Source organism: Rosettibacter firmus (assembly GCF_036860695.1).
Taxonomy (GTDB): Bacteria; Bacteroidota; Ignavibacteria; order Ignavibacteriales; family Melioribacteraceae; genus Rosettibacter; species Rosettibacter firmus.
Map to the genome: position 1 here is coordinate 1,071,586 of NZ_JAYKGJ010000001.1, position 19,576 is coordinate 1,091,161.

The following is a 19,576-nucleotide window of genomic DNA, read 5'->3' on the forward strand; positions in this document are numbered from 1 at the left end:
ACATCTAAATTCTATTTCTTTTTAAGAATTTTATGTTTTTTAAAATGTTGATATGCTAAATATGCAGTAGCACCAACCTGAACATATCCAAGAAGTGATTTGTAAGTAGCATACTTTTGAGAAAATAAATAATTATTGTATAACGTGGTTGTCAATTCCTGTGAATTTAAGGAAGGCTCTTGTTGAAACTTTATATTATCAACATAATATTTTGTTTTAATCCATAATAATTCGGGATCTTTCAGTAATATATTATTAAATCCTTCTCTGTTCCCTAATGAAAGATCATTCAAAGATTGAATTTCTCTCAGTTCATACAAAATATTTCTATTAAATGTTTTTAATGAATCCGAATCTTGAGAATATATAAATGAGAAAGAACAGAGTGCAAATAAAATAGTTTTAAAATTTATAGTCTTCATCATCACCATCATCGTTAAAAATATCGTCATCAAAACCAAAATCATCTTCTGTAAAATCTTCAGGTTCTTCTAAGTCATCTTCCATATCATCATCAACATTTTTCTTTTTACCGGAATAGGATGATTCTTCAGGTTCAAGGAAGAAAGGATCTCGAGATGAATATTTTTCATCCATTCTATCCATTACTCTTCCTATCAATTCATCTAAAACATCAGCTTTCATTTCTTTTATATCTGTTTTTTCAACCATATCATATTTATCGACACCGTTGGGAGTTTCTTTCCACATTTCTGCTAAAGATTTTTTATCTAATTTGCTCAGGTACTTATCAATTTCATCCTCAATAATTTTAATATGTTGAGGATCCCATTGAGTTTCTTCGGTAAGCTGGTTTTTCATAAAATTCCAGAACGAACCAGTTTTTTTACCTGGCTCTGGTAATTTTTTTAATGAAGTAATTATTTCTTCGACAGCTTTTTTCATTTTGTAAGACACTTTTTATCTCCTTATAAAAATATTCTCAATGATAAATTAGTAAAAACTTTTTAAAGTCAATATATAATCTAAATTAATCTTTATTAATTTTATGATTATTGATATTAATCAAGAATTTGTTACAGATAATTTTTATTTTATTATAAAATATTGTGTAATATTTTTTGCCCCCGTAGTTCAATGGATAGAACGCAAGCCTCCGGAGCTTGAAATGTGGGTTCGATTCCCGCCGGGGGTACAGTTATCTTTAATGTAATAAATTATCAGGTAATTCAATTACAAATAATCTTTTCATTTTGTTATTTTCATAATGGTGTGATTGATAAATCAATTTCTTCTTCCCATTGCTTTTCAATTGAATAAATATTTTTTTGATTTTCAATTAACTCAATAATTTTTTTTTCATTATGACAATTATATAAATTTTCTCCCAACAAATTATATCCACCCTGGTACATATCAGCAGATTTTTTATTCATATAAATTATTTCCCTTTCTTCATCACACACTGTAACTGCAACTGAATTTCCAAATTCAAAATTTATAATTTCTCCTTTTATAAATATAACTGAAAATTAAGTGATATATTTCTAAGCGGTGCAAGATTGCCAATGAATTCAACATAATAATAATTAAAAATATTTTTTGCATTCAAATAAATTTTAGCAGGCATTTTCATTACTATAAAATTATATCCTGCTGTAATGTCGGTAACATATACTGGAACTCTTTTATCGCCATCAATTACAAGTGCTAATGGAGGTTGAGTAATTTCAAAATCAATCTCTTCAACTTTACTTGCATATCTAAAATCAATTCCAAATTCATAAGGCAATGGAGTCAATCTTAATTGTAAATTAAATGAGTTTCGTGGACGATATTTCATTGCTTTTTTCTTTTCAATATCTCTTGCCCACATATAATTATAACCAAGCATAACTTTTAATAATGATGGTATTATATGTAAATCGGTTATAATTTCAACTCCCAGTATTCTTGCTTTTGTAAGATTAACAAATTGAATCTTACCTTCTTTATTTAAATTAGGTTCAATGAAATTATTATATTCTGTTCTATATAAAGCAACATCGAAAGATAGATTTGAAGAATAATTATACAAAGCACCTGTTTCTATAGAAAAGCTTGTTTCAGATTTTAAATTTGGATTTTCTTTAATATCGATACCACCTCCTACTCCAGCTGTTGTAAAAACTTCTGCTGGTGTTGGAGCTCTAAATCCAGTACCAATTGATGCTCTCAATATAAGTTTATCACTCAATTTATAATTCAAACCAGCGCGAGGTGTAATTGCATTTTTCCCTGATATTGTATCTTTAGAACCAGCAGGAATTAAATCTATGTAATCATAACGAATGCCAAGTGTGGCAATAAAATTTTTGAAAGCTTTATATTCTGTTTGAAAATATGTAGCAAAACCTCTGAATTTTGTGTTAGAAAAAATATTTGATTTAACATTAGAATAAGAAGCTTCAACTCCACCAACAATCAATAATTTTTCTGATACGTTATAATTAAACAAAGCTTCGCTACGGAATAAATTTGCTTCAGAAGTTGTAACTTCTAATCCATAGCCATCAAATCTTGTGTAATAATAACTAAATTTAAAATCCCCTGTTAAATTATCACTCAATTTATTATGATAAATTAATCCAGAGAAAACTCTATTAGATTTAACAATTTTATTTGTATCCTCATCTTTAGGAACCAATGCATGTCTTGAATCTTTCCAGTATAAAAAATTTCCTCTGTTCATATTGAGATAATCAGTGAATAATGTTAATTCACTTTTATTATTAAGTTTATAATTCATTTTTAGATAGCCCAGATACTTTTTACTGAAGTTATCTCTTTTATAACTGAGGTCATCAAATTTTTTTAATGAAAAAGTATAGCCTAAATTTTCAATTGAGTTTGAATGTGTAACTTCGATACCATAAAAACTTCTATAATTCTTATTCCATCGCCACGATTCATATTTAGGTTTATCATAAATACCATAATATGAGTTAATATTTGTTATCGGCGATTTTACTGGTTGACTAGTTATAATATTTATTACTCCCCCAATTGCAGAAGTTCCATATAATGAACTTGCAGGACCTTTAATAATTTCAACTCTTTCAATATCGGCTAAAGGTATCATTTCCCAGACGACATCACCGTTATCACCAGAAAAAAAAGGAATCCCGTTTATAGCTGCCAGTACTCTTGCTCCTACACCTTTACTATATCCACTCGAACCACGAATACTCACCTGTTCAAGATTCATTTGAATGCCTGGAATATCTCTCAAAAGCTCATCAAATGTTTTATAATTTTTTCTATTTATAAATTCCGGTTGAATGACAGTTGTACTAACTGTTAGATCTTCTTTTTTCTGTTCATATTTACCTGCACTTACAACTATTTGTTGTGTTTCTATTACCGATGTTTTTAATATAATTGTAAGAGGTTTAAAATTCTGATTAAAGTTTATTTTAATACTTCTTTTTTCATAACCTATCGAAGAAATTCTCAATACATAATTTCCAAAAGGAATATTTTTTATTTCAAAATTTCCATTTTCATCTGTCGCTGCGCCATAAAAAGTCCCTTCGATTATAACATTAGCACCAATTACAGGTTGAGCACTCTCATTTATAACTCTCCCTTTAATATTACCTGTTTGTGCATACACATCTAACGATAGTATTACAATCAATAGTACAAATATTTTTTTCATACTAACTCCTCAATGACTTAAAAATAAAATTACATTGGTGGTTGAGGTGGTGGATTATTAAAATCAACAATAATATTTACATTGGGAGTAATTTTACCTCGCTGGATTATTAACTTTGCTGGATTTGATTGATTTCCATTTACACAATAAACTCCAACTACAAACCAATCTTTTCTGTCAAGAGAAATTTCGGGAGTTCTCGATTGTGCCACAACTACATATGAATACACGCCTTCATCTAATTGTAAAATTGGAAGAAAATTATTTTCAATTGAATTATATACAAATTCTGTTGAATTATATGGAATAGAATCTGAAACAAAAGAAAGATTAGGTGGAAAAAAATCCTCACTTTTTTCTATTGGATTTTTAAAAACAACGATGTGAGTTCTTTTTATACCTTCAGGCCACTTACCTATAAATGTAACCTTACCCGAAAAACCCATTGGACCAGATGGAATTTCTGGTTCGGGTTCAATTCCTTTATCACAACCATTAAAAATCGCTATAGCAAATATTGAAATAACAATTAATATTTTTTTTAGCATAGTTTACTCTTCTTCATTATTAAATAAAGTAGAAATTACTAAAACAAAAATCTACGGTTTCACAAAAACAAAAAGTATTACACATTTTCTGGAAATAAAACATTATATTATAAAGATATAATAACCTTTTTCAAAAACATATTAACTTTTTATTAAAAAATAAATTCTTACTTTAATTTATATTTGTGAAACTAAATATGGAATATTATGAAACGAGTATTTCTCTTATTCGCAATAATTGCCTTCAATTGTTTTGCACAGGAATTAAAACTCAACGAAACAAAATCAGAAGTAAAAGAACTAACAGAGTTCCATGAAGTAATATATCAATTATGGCATACCGCCTGGCCTGAAAAAAATATTGATATGATGAAATCATTAATGCGCCCAATTGATGAGGGTTTTGAAAAAATAAAATATGCTGAACTTCCAGGAATTTTAAGAGATAAACAAGAAAAGTGGGACGAAGGAGTAAAAAAACTTGATGCAATAATTGAAAGATATAGAGTTGCACTCGTCAAAAATGATACAACTGCTATACTAAAAGCTGCAGAACAACTTCACTCACAATATGAATATCTTGTTAGATTAATCAAACCAGTTATTAAAGAACTTGATACTTTTCATCAAGAATTGTATTTACTTTATCACTATTATACTCCAAACTACAATTACGATAAAATAAAAGAGTCTGCAAAAATTCTAAAAGCAAAAATGCATGAATTAATGAATGCAACATTACCTGCACGTCTTAAAAGCAAGAAAGAAGAATTTGACAGATGTAAAGTTGAATTAAATAACGCCGTAATAAAATTAAATACAATAGTAAAGAAAAAAGATTTAAAGAAAGAAATCATTAATGCAGTTGAAGAAGTTCATTCAAAATATCAAAATCTTGAGAAAATTTTTGATTAATTAAAATTAGTGCTCGCAGCTACAGCTTTTACCTGTTTTAACTTTTTCAAAAGCTTCTTTCCCTTCTTTAAATGAAAACCATGCAATAGCAAATGCACCCAATGAATCCAAGCCTCCTATGCCTGTTATTTCATAACCTAAACTTGCAATTAATAACGCAAAGGATAAATACAAACAGGTTTTTGTACAATTAGCATCTGCAATTATTGCATTTGAATTTAAAAATCTTCCAACTTTCAATTTATAATAAATTAATATCGACATTGTAATAATAGAAATAGATGATACTATAATTCCCCATAAAGTTGTTTCAGGTTTATGAAATGTAATTAAATTATAAATTGCAGTAATTATCAGACCTACAGCAAGCATATAAAAACCTGTACCTGTAATTTTTAATGCTGTATTTTCAAATGCATCTCTTGATTCACCATTATTATTTCTTATTCTAATTAACATATGAAGAATTCCAATTCCAGAAATTACTTCAACAAATGAATCGACTCCAAAACCAAATAGTGCAAGCGTTTCGTCTTCAAAACCAAACAATACTGAAACTATGCCCTCAATTATATTATAACCAATAGTTATGTATGAAAGCAAAAATGCAGTTTTATATAACGATTCCTTATTATAAACTAAATTTATGCTCTCCATAATCATTCTCTTTTATTTTATCCAAAATACAATTTTTTATTAGATTTAGTTCAAAAAACATATTACTAAACTTTAACTTCTAAATATGTTTCTAATTCATTAAGTTTAAGCAGTGAATTTTGGAAGGAGAATACAAAATGAGATTTGCAAAGTACTATTTAATTGTTTTTATATCATTAATATTTTCTGGATGTGCTGCTGTTATTTTACAGCCGGCAGATTTTTCCTGGCCTATAGAAAATGCACTCAAAGTAGACGAAAAAGGATTTATTAAAGAAGATCGCTACACATTTTCAATAAACGTAAAACGAATTTTTTATGAAGAGCATAAAGATTCTAATTTAGCACTTGGTAAAGTAATTAGAATAATTAGAAATAAAGATGGTTATTATTTTATTACAGCTTCTAATTTCAAAAATGTATATGTATTTTTCCCGGTAGAAGGTGGAATGAAATTAATAAATAAAATTAAGATTTCTGAAACAGAATCTTTAAATCAACCTGCATTTAATCAAAAAGCACCTTATATTGAATTAATTGATAACTCAAAAAAATTTTTACTGAATCATAAAGGTATTGTGAGGTAAAAAGTATGAAAACAGGTATTATAACAACTTTTATAATTGCTCTATTAATATTTTCTGTAAGCAATGCACAATCAGATTTTGAAAAAACACAAAATTTCAAAAAGCAATACAAAATTCTCGAAGATGCAATTAAAGATGCATCATCACTCGAAGAATGCAACGTTATTGGCGAAAGTATAATAAAATTTAAAAATGAATTTATTGCAGACAAAGAATTATTAGACAAAGCATTATATCCAGATAATTTTGAAAGTGCTTTTGAAAAACTTGAACGTGCTCTTGAAATTCGAAAAGGTGATTTTACTCAAATAACAGAATTAAGAACTGAAATTGGAGAATTAAAAACACGAGTAACCGAATTAAGCGAAGAGAACCAGAATCTACTGGCTCAAATTAAAGCATTGAATTTACAGGTTAAAAAAGATGCTGCAACAATTGCTTCTTTAAAAAGATTGATAGCACAATTAAAAGCAAATATTCAACAAAGGGACATGCTTGTAAGAGATATTATTGATAGTTTATTAACAGAATTTGTGAAAACCCCAGCATCATTAAACGAAGCCGAAAAACAGGCAATTATTACAAAAGTAGATAGTCGTAATTTATTTTATAACATCGAAAGAACTATAATGGATAATATTCAGTTCATGAAGGTAACACAAATGACTCCAAACGATTTACGTGAAATGAAAAAGCAGTATAGAGAATTTAATAAATTATGGAAACAAATTGGTCCAAGATTAAGTGATGTATATTTAACAAGACAGGATAAAGTTGCACAAATAGCAAATATCGATGGTATGTTTTACGAATGGAACTCCAGATTAAACGATGAAATATGGACACAGGTAAATCAATTATTCAGAGAAAAAAATTTAGCTGTTTTACCTTTCCGATCTGGTGAACAATTTGTAAATAGCATTTATGCATTTATTGATGATGAAATAAAAAATCTCGGAGTAAAAAATAAAGATGAATCTTTAAAAACATTTTACACTTTTACAGATAGTGTTTATTTCAAGACTGTTCAACCAGTATGGATTCCAATTCTTATAGAAAATAACTTGATGACCGAAGAGAATAAAGATTCTATAGAAGCAAAAATAGCATTGTGGAAAGAAAAGCTATCTCCACCTTCAAAATTCTACTGGATTTATTATTTAGCAGGTGGTATTGTTATTGTTGCATTGATAGTCACTTATTACATTAAAACAAGAAACAAACAAAAAGTTATTCCAGAACAACAAGAAGAAGCATAGTTTTAAATAAATTCCAGATAATCCCGCATTGAATTTATATACAAGTTCATGCGGGATTTATTTTTTACAGGACATTTTTAATTGAAATAAAAACAATCTTTATTCAAGATAGAAACCCAGCGTAAAAAATCCTACCCAGTGTTTCAAAGAAAAAGGAGCGGTTAAACCCATAGACGATTTCTTGAATGGCAAAACTTTTTCTGAAAATGTATCTGAATAATTAAACAATCTCCCCTTAATTCTTCCTAAATTAAGATGATCATTTATATTCATTAAAGTTATTAAACCAAAAATTATTGGATATCTTCCACACCATAAAGGAATAGCCTTTTCATTTTTATCATCAGGAATAATTTCCGAAGCCAGACCCTGTATTTTTGTTTTGTTTAATATTCCAACAAGATAATTATTAATAATCTCTTTATCCTGTTCGGTTGCTTTTTGATGTGCAGATAAATCTAATCCATAAGGTGAATTATTAAAATCTTCTCCATAGTGATTAGCATCATTCGACATTAAAATAAAAATATCTTTACCTAATTTAAGTTTGTTTGTTTTTATATAATCTGAAATTATCAGTGATAAATCACGAGAAATTTTTTCTACATTTTCCATTGACATCTGTGTTACCATAATTGGAGTAATTTTTACTTCAGGATTATAAAATTGAAGAAATGGAATTAGAGCTTCGATAGAATGTTCAATTTCATGTGCTTTGTTATTAATTACAAAATATTTTTTATTGAGTTTTGATTTTATAATGTCTCTAAGCGGCGATATCTTAACATCATTATAAATTCCTTTCCATGCTTTATACTCATCAAATATAAGAACATCAGTAGGAGGATTTAATTCCTTTCTAACTGTTCCATGAGTAACACCAAATATTATTACTTCTTTTGCATTTATTAACTTAAAAAGAGGATAATAAACTTTTCCAGCATACAAATAATCATCGTGAACAGAAATTGCAGCAATAAGATTTTCTTTTTCAAACTCTGGATTTTCATAAATACTATCCAGATAAGAAATAAAATTTTTCATTTCATTGTAATCCCAGCAAAATCCAATATTATCTCGAACTGGACGTAAATCCTGAGCAAATGAATTACTTAGAATCAATAAACTAAATGTTATTATTTTCTTAATCATACTTACAATTAATCTTAACTTGAGTTTTATTTCATCAAAATTAATTTTTTAGTTGTTATATGATTACCAGCATTTAATGTATAAAAATATATTCCGCTTGTGATATTTTCTGCATTAAGTTTATATTCATAAAAGCCTGCAGGTTTAAATTCATTTACAAGTGTTTGCACCTCTCTACCAAGCACATCATAAAGTTTAATTGTAACATTTGACTCATCTGGAATTTGATATCTTATAACAGTACTGCTATTAAATGGATTAGGAAAATTTTGTTCAAGTTTATATTCTTGTGGAATAGCACGACTCTCTTTAAGCTCTGTTCTTATTCCTTCACCATAACATTCAATTCCAAACCACAATGTTTTATAAACTGTTTGATCTAAATTTAATAGAAAGTGATTAATTGTATATGGTTTTAAAACAAATGCTTGAGATGAAATCTCTTTTCCTTTATTATCAAGTGGATAAATCTTGATTGAATCTGCATAAATCATCAAATCGAGTTTTATTTTAAATGGATAAATTCGAGTTGGTGAATGTCCCCAATTATTATTCAAAGTTGTAGTTCCATTCCATATCATTTCAGTATTTTGAATTTTTGTCCCTAATGTAATCAAAGATTTTTTAGATGAAGAGAGATTATAATTATCGAGCGAAAGCCATGTTAAAGTTGCAAAATCATCCTGAGATAAAATATCTTCAATATACATCTCGCCAATTCTTTTCCCTTTTAATTTAGAAAGATATCCTGTTATTCCATTAAATTTTTGAGTGGCAATAGTTAGTGTTCCATCACTCATGTTCCACACAATTTCATCGGTATCTGTTTTATATAAATTTCCTGCAACTTGAGGAAGCTGTTTAAAATCAGTTGTATTTGTAGAAAAATAATTTTCGGTTTTGATTGAGTGAACAAGAGAAATTTTTCTATCATAAAATGAAGGACCATACCAGTTTGATGCATCGTTCTTTGGAAGTACATATAAAGTATCAATTGTGTAGTTAATTTTAATTGGATTAGCAGAAGGTTTAATCAAGCCATTTCTAAAAACATAAGAAATTGTGGGAAAGAAAGACATTAATACAGAATTTCTATTTATACCAAAGAATCCGCCAATGAAATCTTTTTCCCATTCAAATGCTTCACTGTAATCGAAATACATAAATGCATCTGCATCATTAAAAGATGAATAACCAGCACTAAATAAAATTGATTCTACTTGATAACGATTTGGGAATGGATGATTATATTCGCTTACTGTAAAAGGTTTTCCTGCTATAGGGACACCTGCATAGAGATAAGGTATTGTTCCACCATTAACATCTTTTACCATTGGAGTATTATTGATTAACCAGTTTGTAGATGACCAGGGTTCACCAGGAAATTGAGGATGATCCCAGTATGCATGATTATCAACATAATCTGCATCCGACATCGAAGCTAAATCTGCTGCACCAACATTCCAGTTTGTACCAACTACTGGTACTTTAACTCCCAGTGTATCTTTTAAATACGATATCATTTCTTTGAAATAATTTCTTTCAAGTGTAATATAAAATTCGGACATATCCTTTACTCTCTGATCAGAATACTGAACACATTTTGCATAATCAATCCTTGCGATATTTTTTAATTCGAGAGATTCATTCTCTTCTAATCCAATAACACCTGCTTTTGTAAAACTAATTTCATCAAACCAGAATGTTCCTGTTTCTTTTCCTAAACTGAAAGAGAGTCTTGTATGTCCAGCATTATTTTCAGGAGCTTTAATACTAAATGAAAATGTTTGCCAGTTTGTATTCAAATTTATTGAATACCAGCCATAAGAATTCCATGGACTATTATCATTCATTATACTCACATTAATTTCTCTTAGAGAATCTGAACGTGCAGCAAAAGAAAGAGTGTAAGATGAATCTTTAATAATTGTTGCAGATGGCATTTTGAATTGAATATGCCAATCTGTACCAGTAGCTTTATTAACAAAAACTTTGAAACTATAAGCTCCTTTAAATGCAACAGAATTGTCTCGTGCTGTATCTGCATCTGCTCCATTATGTTCTTCCAATGCCCAGTAATTTCTTGGATTGGGATTTTCAAATCCACCATTTTTAATTTGTTCATTTTGACCAAATGGAATTATTCCTTTATTCCATGCATTCTGTAAATTCTGAGTTGATTTATATTTATCAAATAAAAATTCATTCCATAAACTATCAAGCATTTTAGAATAATAATAAGGAAGCACACCACCTTTTGATATTGGTTTTAGTTGATTATCTCTCCAGAATTTATACAAAGAATTTTCATTAGTAATTTCAACCATTGCCATTACAGGATCATCAACAAGTGGTTTGCCTGTATATGGATTTATATGTTTTAAAAGTTGTTGTGCATATTCTTTATGTAATTTTTTTATATATGGATCAAAAAAATTTACACCTTTTCCAAACTCTGGAAGTGAATCATAATCAACAACACCATCAAAAATTCTAAAAGTTCTCGACACATGGAGATTCATATTAACATAAATTCCATTTTCTTTTAATCTTGCTATTATATATTCGAGAGTATCGAGATAAGCAGGATCAATCATTCTTGTATCACTTTTACCAACAAGACTTCTTCTTGACCAGGGATTATCTAAGTGATGCATACGTACCAGATTAAAACCAAACTTTCGAAGTCTTCCAGCTAATAAACCAGCTTTATCGCGTGGCGGGAAAGCATTATCAGCACCAAAGTTCGTTCCCCAGAATCTTATTCTTTTACCAGCAACTGAAAATTTTCCTTCTGAATCAATTGAAACAAATTCATTATCATTAATTCGATTAACTGGAAACTGTGGAAGAAATTTCTGAGTACTTGTATCACTTGAAGGAAGATAAAAATTAAAATATTCAGTAAAATTTTGTGCATTTAAATTGATTATAAGTAAGAAAATAAATAAAAGTAATTTTTTGCAAATCATTTCGAATCAACAATTTATTAAATAAATTTTTGTTCATTACTTATTGAGTTGTTCAAAAATAATTGTGTTTTTTGAAATAATATAACTTCTTATTGTTTTACCAGATAAAGTTAATTCATCTTCTTTCCAGTTTCCCTGAGTATTTGCACCTGGTTTTAATGCTGCTGAACTTTCATTCTTATCCATAATTGACCAGTTACAATTTGATAGCTTATTCATCTCCATAAAATTCATCCAGATATTTGCTTCGTTCAAATCAATATTTCCATTTCCACTTGCTTCACTAATTCCATATTCAGTAACAAATAAAGGAATCCCTTTATTTAATGCTATTGTTGCTTTATTCCTTAAAAATTGTTTATGTGTACTGGAATAAAAATGCAGAGCATAAGCAACATTGTTATCATTGATTGGATTATTTGCCGCAACATCCACATCCTGTGACCAGGTGGGAGTTCCTACAACAATTAAATTGTCGGGATCATACTGGCGAATTGTTTTAATTACTTCTTCTGCATAAGGTTTAATTACATTTGTCCACGATACCTGAAGTGGTTCATTAAATATTTCATAAATTAAATTGGGTTTATCGCCATATTTTTGTGCAATAGTTTTAAAGAATTCCTTTGCTTGCTCTTTGTGATTTTGTGCATTATGATCGTGCCAATCAACTATAACATAAATGCCATATTTAATAGCAGCATTAATTACAGTCTCAGCTTTTTGTAATTCAAGTTGAGGATTATTTAAATAACCACCGCTTTCAACTCCAATAGCAGCACGAACTATTGTACATTTCCAATCATCTCTTAACCATTTAATTACATTTTCATTATAAAAATGTCCACCCCATTGACTCCAGAATAAACTCATTCCCCGCAAAACAACAACGCTATCATCTTTACAATAAATTTTATTCCCCTTAACCTGAAGATTACCATATAATTCAACTACTGTTTTGGGTGTAGAGTCTGAGGAAACTATTTCACTATCGTTATTACACGATAAGGCAAAAATTATAATAGCTAAAAAAATAATTTGATGAGTTTTAATTGTTATCATATTGTTATACCCTGCAGATTTTAAATCTGCAGGGATTTAATTTATAAAGAAACTGAATATTTTAATTTAATATCTCTTGAAGAACTTCCAACTAAAATTTCATAATCATCTTTATCAAGCTGCCATGATCGAGATTTTTCATTATAGTATGACAGAGATTCTTTTTTAAGTTCCAAAGAAACTTTTTGAGTTTCACCAGGTTTTAGAAAAACTTTTTTAAAGGCTTTTAATTCTTTAAAAGGTCTATCAACCTTCGGATTTTTTTGACTTACATAAAGTTGAACAACTTCTGCTCCTTCGAGTGTACCTGTATTTTTCAAATCGATAGTTACTTGAAATTTATCCCCTTTATCTTCAACCATAATATTTGAATATTCAAAAGTAGTATAAGATAATCCAAAACCAAATGGAAATAATGGTTCAATATTATTTTTATCAAAATGACGATAACCTACATAAATATCATCTGTGTAATAAGTTCTTGCAGGATATTTTTTATAAGAATCGAAGGCAGAGCAATCTTCCCATCTCTTTGGAAAAGTAACTGGTAATTTCCCAGATGGATTATAGTTACCAAATAAAACATCAACAATAGCATTACCTCCTTCTGTACCAGCAAACCACATTTCGATTACAGAATTAACTTGGTTAATCCATTTATCCATTAAAATTGGAGCACCACTTGTTAAAATAACAATTGTTTTTCTATTAACTTCTGAAATTTTTTGTATTAATTCTTCCTGTTCGCCTGGCAAAATTAAATCGGGTCTATCCATTCCTTCTGTTTCTATTTTATCTGATGTCCCTACAAATAACAAAACCACATCTGATTGTTTAGCAATATTAATAGCCTCTTTCATTAAATTCTCTGATGGAGTTTGCCAGCCTAAAATAGCAGCAGCATTACCGGTCTTTTCATAAAATTCCATTTTAATTTTGTAAAGTTTATTTTTCTCAAGGTTTACTTTTCTCGAAATAGTCATTACAGCATGGTCTGTCCAATCATCTATAATTAATTCATCATTAAACCACAATCTTACACCATCATCTGTTGAAGTATTAATTATAAATTCTCCACTTTCAGGAGCTTTGAGATAACCAGTCCATCTTATTGAAAAATAATTATTGCCTATTCCTTCTACAGGTTTATTATCACTCCAAATGAAAGAAATATTTTTATCGATTCTTCTAACTTTGGGTTCTCCAGATAAATCAATATTATCAAAATATTCAGCATTTACACCATTAGTTTTTTGAGTTTCATCTGTAAATAAAAACTCTTCTGGAATTGCTTTTGCGTCTCCAGGAAGTATAACTCCTGGTGCATAATTTATTTTTATGTTTTTGGGTAATTTATTTTTTAATGCTGTAAGTGGGGAAACAGGATTAATTGGAGTAACATAAGCACTTCCACCACCACTTGTTCTTGGTATTTCAGCAGAAGGACCAATAACAGCAATTGATTTTAGTTTATTTTTATTTAATGGTAAAAGACCATTATCATTTTTTAATAAAACAATTGATGCCAGTGCAGTTTCGTATGCTATTTTTCTATTTTCAGCACTATTAACAAGTGCGGGATTCTCTTTCCATTCAGGTGTATCAAATAAGCCAAGTTTGAATATCACTTTTAAAATTCTTCTTACCTTTTCATCGATCTTATCAATTGATAATTCACCTGATTCTATTGCTGGTAATAGATTTTCTTTATTCATGAAAATTCCAGTTGGCATTTCTAAATCGCATCCACCTTTGGCAGTAGGAAGTGATGAATGAACTGCACCCCAATCACTCATTACCAATCCTTTAAATCCCCATTCTTTTTTCAATTTATCGATCAAAAGATAATTATTTTCACTTGAGAAATATTGATTAACTTTATTGTAAGCACTCATTACACATAAAACATCTGCTTCGGTTACTGCAGCTTTAAATGCTGGAAAATAAATTTCATTCAATGCTCTTTCACTTACTAAAACATCAACAAACATTCTTTCATGTTCTTGATTATTTGCAGCAAAATGTTTTACAGTAGCAGCCACGCCTTCTTTCTGAACACCTTTGATATATTCAACTGTCATACGTGATGCAAGAAATGGATCTTCACCAAAACCTTCAAAATTTCTTCCCCACATTGGTAATCGTGCAATATTTACACATGGACCTAAAATTACATGGCGTCCTTTCCCTTTGACTTCTCTTGCAATTGCACTACCAATACCACTAATTAGCTCTGGATCCCAGGTTGCAGCCATTGCGATAGAAGATGGAAATGCAGTAGAAGCCCCCCATCTTACTCCTACTGGACCATCTGTCATTCTTAATTCTGGAATACCGAGACGAGGGATAGGTTTGGTTGCAAAACCAGTACCGCCAAGTAAATCAATTTTTTCATCCAGGGTCATTCGTGAAAGTAAATCTTCTACACGCTTTTCAATTGGTTGATTTACATCCTGATAAGACAGTTTTGTTTGAGCTATCATACTTGATACCATTAATAAAATTAAAAAGTATTTCATATACCCTCCAATAATAACTTTACTTCAATTTATTAATCCCAGAGCTTTCAAGTAATCGGCATTAATCGTACAATTCTTAAATTTTATATTTTCCAGTAAATCATTCAAAGCTTTTTTTACAATTTCTTTTGGAGGTTTATTTTTTCTTATTTCTTCGAAATTTTTTCTTGAGCCTTCTGCATATTTTATTATCTCATCCCACTCTTTTGTTTTTGTAAAAGATACAACACCTCGTGTAGATTCCATTTTTTTGTATGGCCAGAAACACCAGCCAATATTATTTTTTTCAAGTAGTTCTCTAAATGATTTTATCCAGTCATTATCATTCTCACCAGATTCTCCCAGCCAGATGGGTACATCATATTTATCTCTAAAATCGATATATTCTTGAATCTGCTTTTGTTCTACAGGCATCCAGTATTTATGAAAAGTATATGCAAGATTTGAATCAAATGGTTCACCAAATACTTGGAAGTTTGTATTCCATTGAGCTCCGCCCAAAAAGATAATATGATTTTTATCTACAGAACGAATCGTCTCTGTAATTTTTTTATATAATGGTTCTAATAGTTTATTCAATTCTTCTTTATTCTCCAGGAAATGAGGAATTGGTTCGTTTAATAAATCATATCCTATAACAATTGTTTCATCTTTATATCTTTCGGCAATTTTCTTCCAGAGATTTATTGTTGCTCTCTGAGCTTCATGGCTTTCAAATAAAAATGGATATCCCCAGCTATCATCAATATTATCACCTGTTTGTCCACCAGGTGCAGCATGCATATCAAGAATTACATATAAACCAAATTCCTTACACCAGGAAATTACATCATCTAATCTTTTAAACCCTTCTTCAAGAAAAAGATCTGGTTCATCTTCAATTAAAAATAATTTGAAGTTGAATGGAACTCTAATATGATTAAATCCAGAATTTTTAATAAACGCGATATCTTCACGTGTTATGTAATTATCACGAAATGATTTCCAGAATTTTTTTGTTTCTTCAGGTCCAATTAGTTCTTTAATTACTTCATCAATCAATCTATAAGAATTCACATTTTTAAAATGAAACATATAACCTTCAGAGTTAAGCCAGTTACCAAGATTAATTCCTTTAAGTAAAATTTCGTTACCATTGTTATCAACAAAATTTTTACCTTCTACTCTTACAAAATTTTGTGATTGAACATGAGTATTAAATACAATCATTAATAGTAAATAAATCAACCTATATAATTTCATTTAAAATCTCTCACAATAAATCCAGATTAAATTAAAGCATTATATATTTTACTTTCTATCTTCAAGTGATTGTTTTAAAAGCCATTCATAAATTTCGGGATTATTATAAGTCTCTGTCCACGCATCGTGTTCAGCATCGGGATAAATTGTTAATTTTGCATTACCACCACATGCTTTTAATCTTTCAACTAAATCTTCGGATGCCTTAACTGGAACTACTGGATCTTTAGCTCCGTGAAAAGCCCATACTGGCAATTTTCCAATCATGCAAACTTCGAATAAATCACCCCAGCCACAAATTGGTATTATAGCAGCAAGTCTTTCTGGAATTTTTGCAGCCAATCTCCATGTACCATTTCCACCCATGCTTAAACCTGTAACATAAATCCTATTCTTATCAACTTTATAGTTATTGACAATGTAATCAAGAAGAGCAATTAAATCGTCTGTATCCCATCTTTGATTTAAAGGGCATTGAGGACTAACAACCATAAAAGGAAATTTTTTACCTTCGTCAATTAATTTAGGTGGTCCATGTTTTTTTACAAGCTGTAAATCGTTACCTCGTTCTCCAGCACCATGAAGAAAAAGAAGTAAAGGAACTTTATCTTTAGAATCATAATCATCAGGTAAATAAAGTAGATAATTAATATTAACAATTTTTCGGAACTCTGTTTTAAGTGAGTGCTGTGTTTGTCCATCAGATTTGTTTTTTACAACCATTTGTGATGAGCATGCAAATGCAAAGATTAATGAAAATAAGATAGCTATAAATTTTTCCATTAATGCCTCAATCTATTAATGTAAATGATTCTTCAAGTAGCTCAACAGAATTTTTTCCTACGAAAACTTTAAAATCACCTGGTTCTACAACATAATTCATATTGATATCATAGAATTTCAATTTATCTGTGGTCAATGTAAATTCAACTCTTTTAGTCTCACCGGGTTTAAGATTAATTTTCACAAAATCTTTTAATTCTTTTACAGGTCTTGTAACACTACCAACAAGATCTCTTATGTAGAGCTGAACAACTTCGGCTCCTTCATACTTGCCAGTGTTTTTTACATCAACGCTTATTTTAATTGACTCATTCATTCTAATTTGTTTTTTATCAATAGATAAGTTAGAATATTCAAATGTTGTATAACTCAATCCATAACCAAAAGGATATAATGGTTCATTAGAAAAATCATTATAAAAAGAAGTATATCTTGGATTAGAAGGATTGTATGGTCTTCCTGTGTTTTTATGATTGTAGTAATAAGGAATCTGTCCAACATGTTTTGGAAAAGTAACCGGAAGTTTACCACCTGGATTATAGTCACCAAATAAAACATCGGCTATTGCATTTCCAGCTTGAATACCTAAATACCATGTTTCAAGAATAGCAGGAATATTCTCATTAATCCAATTAATTGTAAGTGGTCTACCATTCATCAAAACAACTACTATTGGTTTACCAGTCTTATGAAGTTCTTTAATTAGATCTTCCTGAACACCGGGTAAATCAAGTGTTGCACGTGATTGAGCTTCGCCACTCATATCTCGAGATTCACCGAGAACTACAATAGCAACTTCAGAATTCTTTACTGATTCCATTGCTTTGGTAAAACCACTTTTATCATTGCCCTTCACTGAACAACCTTCTGCAAAATTTATTTTTACATTATTACCAAGTTTATTTTTAATTCCTTCAAGAACAGTAACAACATTTTCTGGTTTACCATCTTGAGCCCATGGACCAAGTGGATCATCTTTTGAATTTGCAAGTGGACCAACAACTGCAATTGATTTTATATTTTTATTTAATGGCAAAAGATTATTTTGATTTTTCAATAACACAATTGATTCGAGAGCTACTTTTTTAGTAGCATCAATCATTTCTTTACTGAGCACAGTATTTTTTTCTCTTTCTGAATTACAATATTTATATGGATTATCAAATAGGCCCAGCTTAAACTTTGCAAGCAAAACTCTTCTAACAGCATCATCTACTAATTTTAAATCTACTTTTCCTTCATTAACAAGTTCAACTAAATGATTGAAATATGCATTGCCTTCCATATCCATATCAACTGTAGCATTAATAGCACGATATGCTGATTCTTTCAAATCCTTAGCCAATCCATGAATCACAAGTTCACCAATAGAATTCCAATCGCTAACAACAAAAGCATCGGAGTTCCATTCATCTCGTAAAATTTGAGTTAATAAAAATTTATTAGCCGAAGAAGTAATTCCACCGAGTTCATTAAACGAAGCCATAAGAGAGCCCACACCAGCATCGACTGCAGCTTTAAATGGTCGCAAATAAATTTCTCTTAAAGTTCTTTCTGAAATATCAACAGTATTATAATCTCTTCCACCTTCGGCAGCACCATATGCAGCAAAGTGTTTAGCACATGCAAGAATTGTATTTCCAGCAGATAAATCATTTCCTTGATAACCTTTAACACGAGCAGCAGCCATTACTGAACCAAGATATGGATCTTCACCACTACCTTCAACAATTCTTCCCCATCGTGGATCTCTTGCAATATCAACCATTGGACTGAAAGTCCAGTGAATCCCTGAAGAAGATGCTTCTATAGCCTGCATTCTTGCAGAAAATTCAACCAATTCAGGATTCCATGAACTTGCTTCGGCAATAGGAACTGGAAAAGTAGATTTAAATCCATGAATTACATCGAGTCCAAATATTAGTGGAATTTTTAATCTTGATTCTTCGATTGCAATTTTCTGTAATCTTTTTGTCTCTTCTGCACCAAAGATATTCAAAAAAGAACCAATCTTTCCCTGTCGAATTAATTCTTCGTGACCTTTAGGTTTTAGAGTTTTAGTTCCTGTCTCACTCCCTGAAGTATATTGAACAAGTTGACCAACTTTTTCTTCGAGCGTCATTAAAGAAAGAAGAGAATCAACTTTCGGAATTAAAGATTTTTCCTGTGCGTGAATAACAACAGAAAATAATATAAGGGATAAAAATATTTTCATTACA

The 19,576-nt window shown here is 29.7% G+C and carries 16 protein-coding genes and 1 tRNA gene; 4 read left to right on the plus strand and 13 right to left on the minus strand.

Translation table 11 applies throughout. The features are described 5' to 3' along the window. Positions 1 to 11 precede the first annotated feature (11 nt). Positions 12 to 425, minus strand: coding sequence for a hypothetical protein (locus VJY38_RS04645; protein WP_353679502.1), 414 nt, complete (start codon positions 423 to 425; stop codon positions 12 to 14). Next, entirely contained in the window at positions 403 to 918 is a 516-nt protein-coding gene (locus VJY38_RS04650) for a hypothetical protein (RefSeq protein WP_353679503.1), read from the minus strand. Before VJY38_RS04650 ends, VJY38_RS04645 begins: the two co-directional genes overlap by 23 nt. Positions 919 to 1,084: 166 nt before the next feature. On the opposite strand from VJY38_RS04650, the gene VJY38_RS04655 reads away from it, so the two are divergent. After that, positions 1,085 to 1,156, plus strand: a tRNA-Arg gene (locus VJY38_RS04655). A 67-nt stretch (positions 1,157 to 1,223) separates the two neighbouring features. Here VJY38_RS04655 and VJY38_RS04660 read toward each other — a convergent pair. From VJY38_RS04660 to VJY38_RS04670, 3 genes are all read right to left on the minus strand, one after another. Beyond that, on the minus strand, positions 1,224 to 1,397 hold the full coding sequence (locus tag VJY38_RS04660) for a hypothetical protein (protein WP_353679504.1): 174 nt from the start codon (positions 1,395 to 1,397) through the stop codon (positions 1,224 to 1,226). Between the two features lie 77 nt (positions 1,398 to 1,474). Further along, positions 1,475 to 3,661 carry a TonB-dependent receptor gene (locus tag VJY38_RS04665; RefSeq protein WP_353679505.1) on the minus strand — a complete coding sequence of 729 codons (2,187 nt, stop codon included), beginning with the start codon at positions 3,659 to 3,661 and terminating at the stop codon, positions 1,475 to 1,477. Positions 3,662 to 3,690: 29 nt separating this feature from the next. Continuing rightward, complete coding sequence (locus VJY38_RS04670) at positions 3,691 to 4,209, minus strand: hypothetical protein (protein WP_353679506.1); 519 nt, start codon at positions 4,207 to 4,209, stop codon at positions 3,691 to 3,693. A gap of 207 nt (positions 4,210 to 4,416) precedes the next feature. On the opposite strand from VJY38_RS04670, the gene VJY38_RS04675 reads away from it, so the two are divergent. Then, positions 4,417 to 5,124 (plus strand): hypothetical protein, encoded by a 708-nt coding sequence (locus tag VJY38_RS04675; protein ID WP_353679507.1) that lies wholly within the window; start codon positions 4,417 to 4,419, stop codon positions 5,122 to 5,124. Positions 5,125 to 5,130: 6 nt separating this feature from the next. Here the strand turns inward: VJY38_RS04675 and VJY38_RS04680 are convergent, their stop codons facing one another. Further along, entirely contained in the window at positions 5,131 to 5,781 is a 651-nt protein-coding gene (locus VJY38_RS04680) for a cation efflux transmembrane domain-containing protein (RefSeq protein ID WP_353679508.1), read from the minus strand. A 137-nt stretch (positions 5,782 to 5,918) separates the two neighbouring features. Between VJY38_RS04680 and VJY38_RS04685 the strand changes: the two genes are divergently transcribed. Together VJY38_RS04685 and VJY38_RS04690 are read left to right on the plus strand one after the other, a co-directional pair. After that, entirely contained in the window at positions 5,919 to 6,368 is a 450-nt protein-coding gene (locus VJY38_RS04685) for a hypothetical protein (protein WP_353679509.1), read from the plus strand. Between the two features lie 5 nt (positions 6,369 to 6,373). Beyond that, positions 6,374 to 7,627, plus strand: coding sequence for a hypothetical protein (locus VJY38_RS04690; RefSeq protein ID WP_353679510.1), 1,254 nt, complete (start codon positions 6,374 to 6,376; stop codon positions 7,625 to 7,627). A gap of 99 nt (positions 7,628 to 7,726) precedes the next feature. Here VJY38_RS04690 and amrB read toward each other — a convergent pair whose 3' ends face one another. From amrB to bglX, 7 genes are read right to left on the minus strand one after another with little or no spacing between them, the layout of a single operon-like run. Further along, positions 7,727 to 8,779, minus strand: coding sequence for an AmmeMemoRadiSam system protein B (gene amrB, locus VJY38_RS04695; protein ID WP_353679511.1), 1,053 nt, complete (start codon positions 8,777 to 8,779; stop codon positions 7,727 to 7,729). A 26-nt stretch (positions 8,780 to 8,805) separates the two neighbouring features. Continuing rightward, positions 8,806 to 11,751 (minus strand): T9SS type A sorting domain-containing protein, encoded by a 2,946-nt coding sequence (locus VJY38_RS04700; protein WP_353679512.1) that lies wholly within the window; start codon positions 11,749 to 11,751, stop codon positions 8,806 to 8,808. A gap of 36 nt (positions 11,752 to 11,787) precedes the next feature. After that, positions 11,788 to 12,813 carry a glycoside hydrolase family 5 protein gene (locus tag VJY38_RS04705; RefSeq protein ID WP_353679513.1) on the minus strand — a complete coding sequence of 342 codons (1,026 nt, stop codon included), beginning with the start codon at positions 12,811 to 12,813 and terminating at the stop codon, positions 11,788 to 11,790. 41 nt (positions 12,814 to 12,854) lie between these two features. Further along, complete coding sequence (locus VJY38_RS04710) at positions 12,855 to 15,332, minus strand: glycoside hydrolase family 3 C-terminal domain-containing protein (RefSeq protein WP_353679514.1); 2,478 nt, start codon at positions 15,330 to 15,332, stop codon at positions 12,855 to 12,857. A 24-nt stretch (positions 15,333 to 15,356) separates the two neighbouring features. Next, on the minus strand, positions 15,357 to 16,574 hold the full coding sequence (locus VJY38_RS04715; protein ID WP_353679515.1) for a glycoside hydrolase family 5 protein: 1,218 nt from the start codon (positions 16,572 to 16,574) through the stop codon (positions 15,357 to 15,359). A gap of 48 nt (positions 16,575 to 16,622) precedes the next feature. Beyond that, the gene (locus VJY38_RS04720) at positions 16,623 to 17,357 is read right to left on the minus strand and encodes a carboxylesterase family protein (RefSeq protein WP_353679516.1); all 735 of its coding nucleotides are present in this window, start codon (positions 17,355 to 17,357) and stop codon (positions 16,623 to 16,625) included. A 7-nt stretch (positions 17,358 to 17,364) separates the two neighbouring features. Then, positions 17,365 to 19,572: a beta-glucosidase BglX gene (bglX, locus tag VJY38_RS04725; protein ID WP_353679517.1), complete on the minus strand. Its 2,208-nt coding sequence runs from the start codon at positions 19,570 to 19,572 to the stop codon at positions 17,365 to 17,367. Between the last annotated feature and the right edge of the window lie 4 nt (positions 19,573 to 19,576).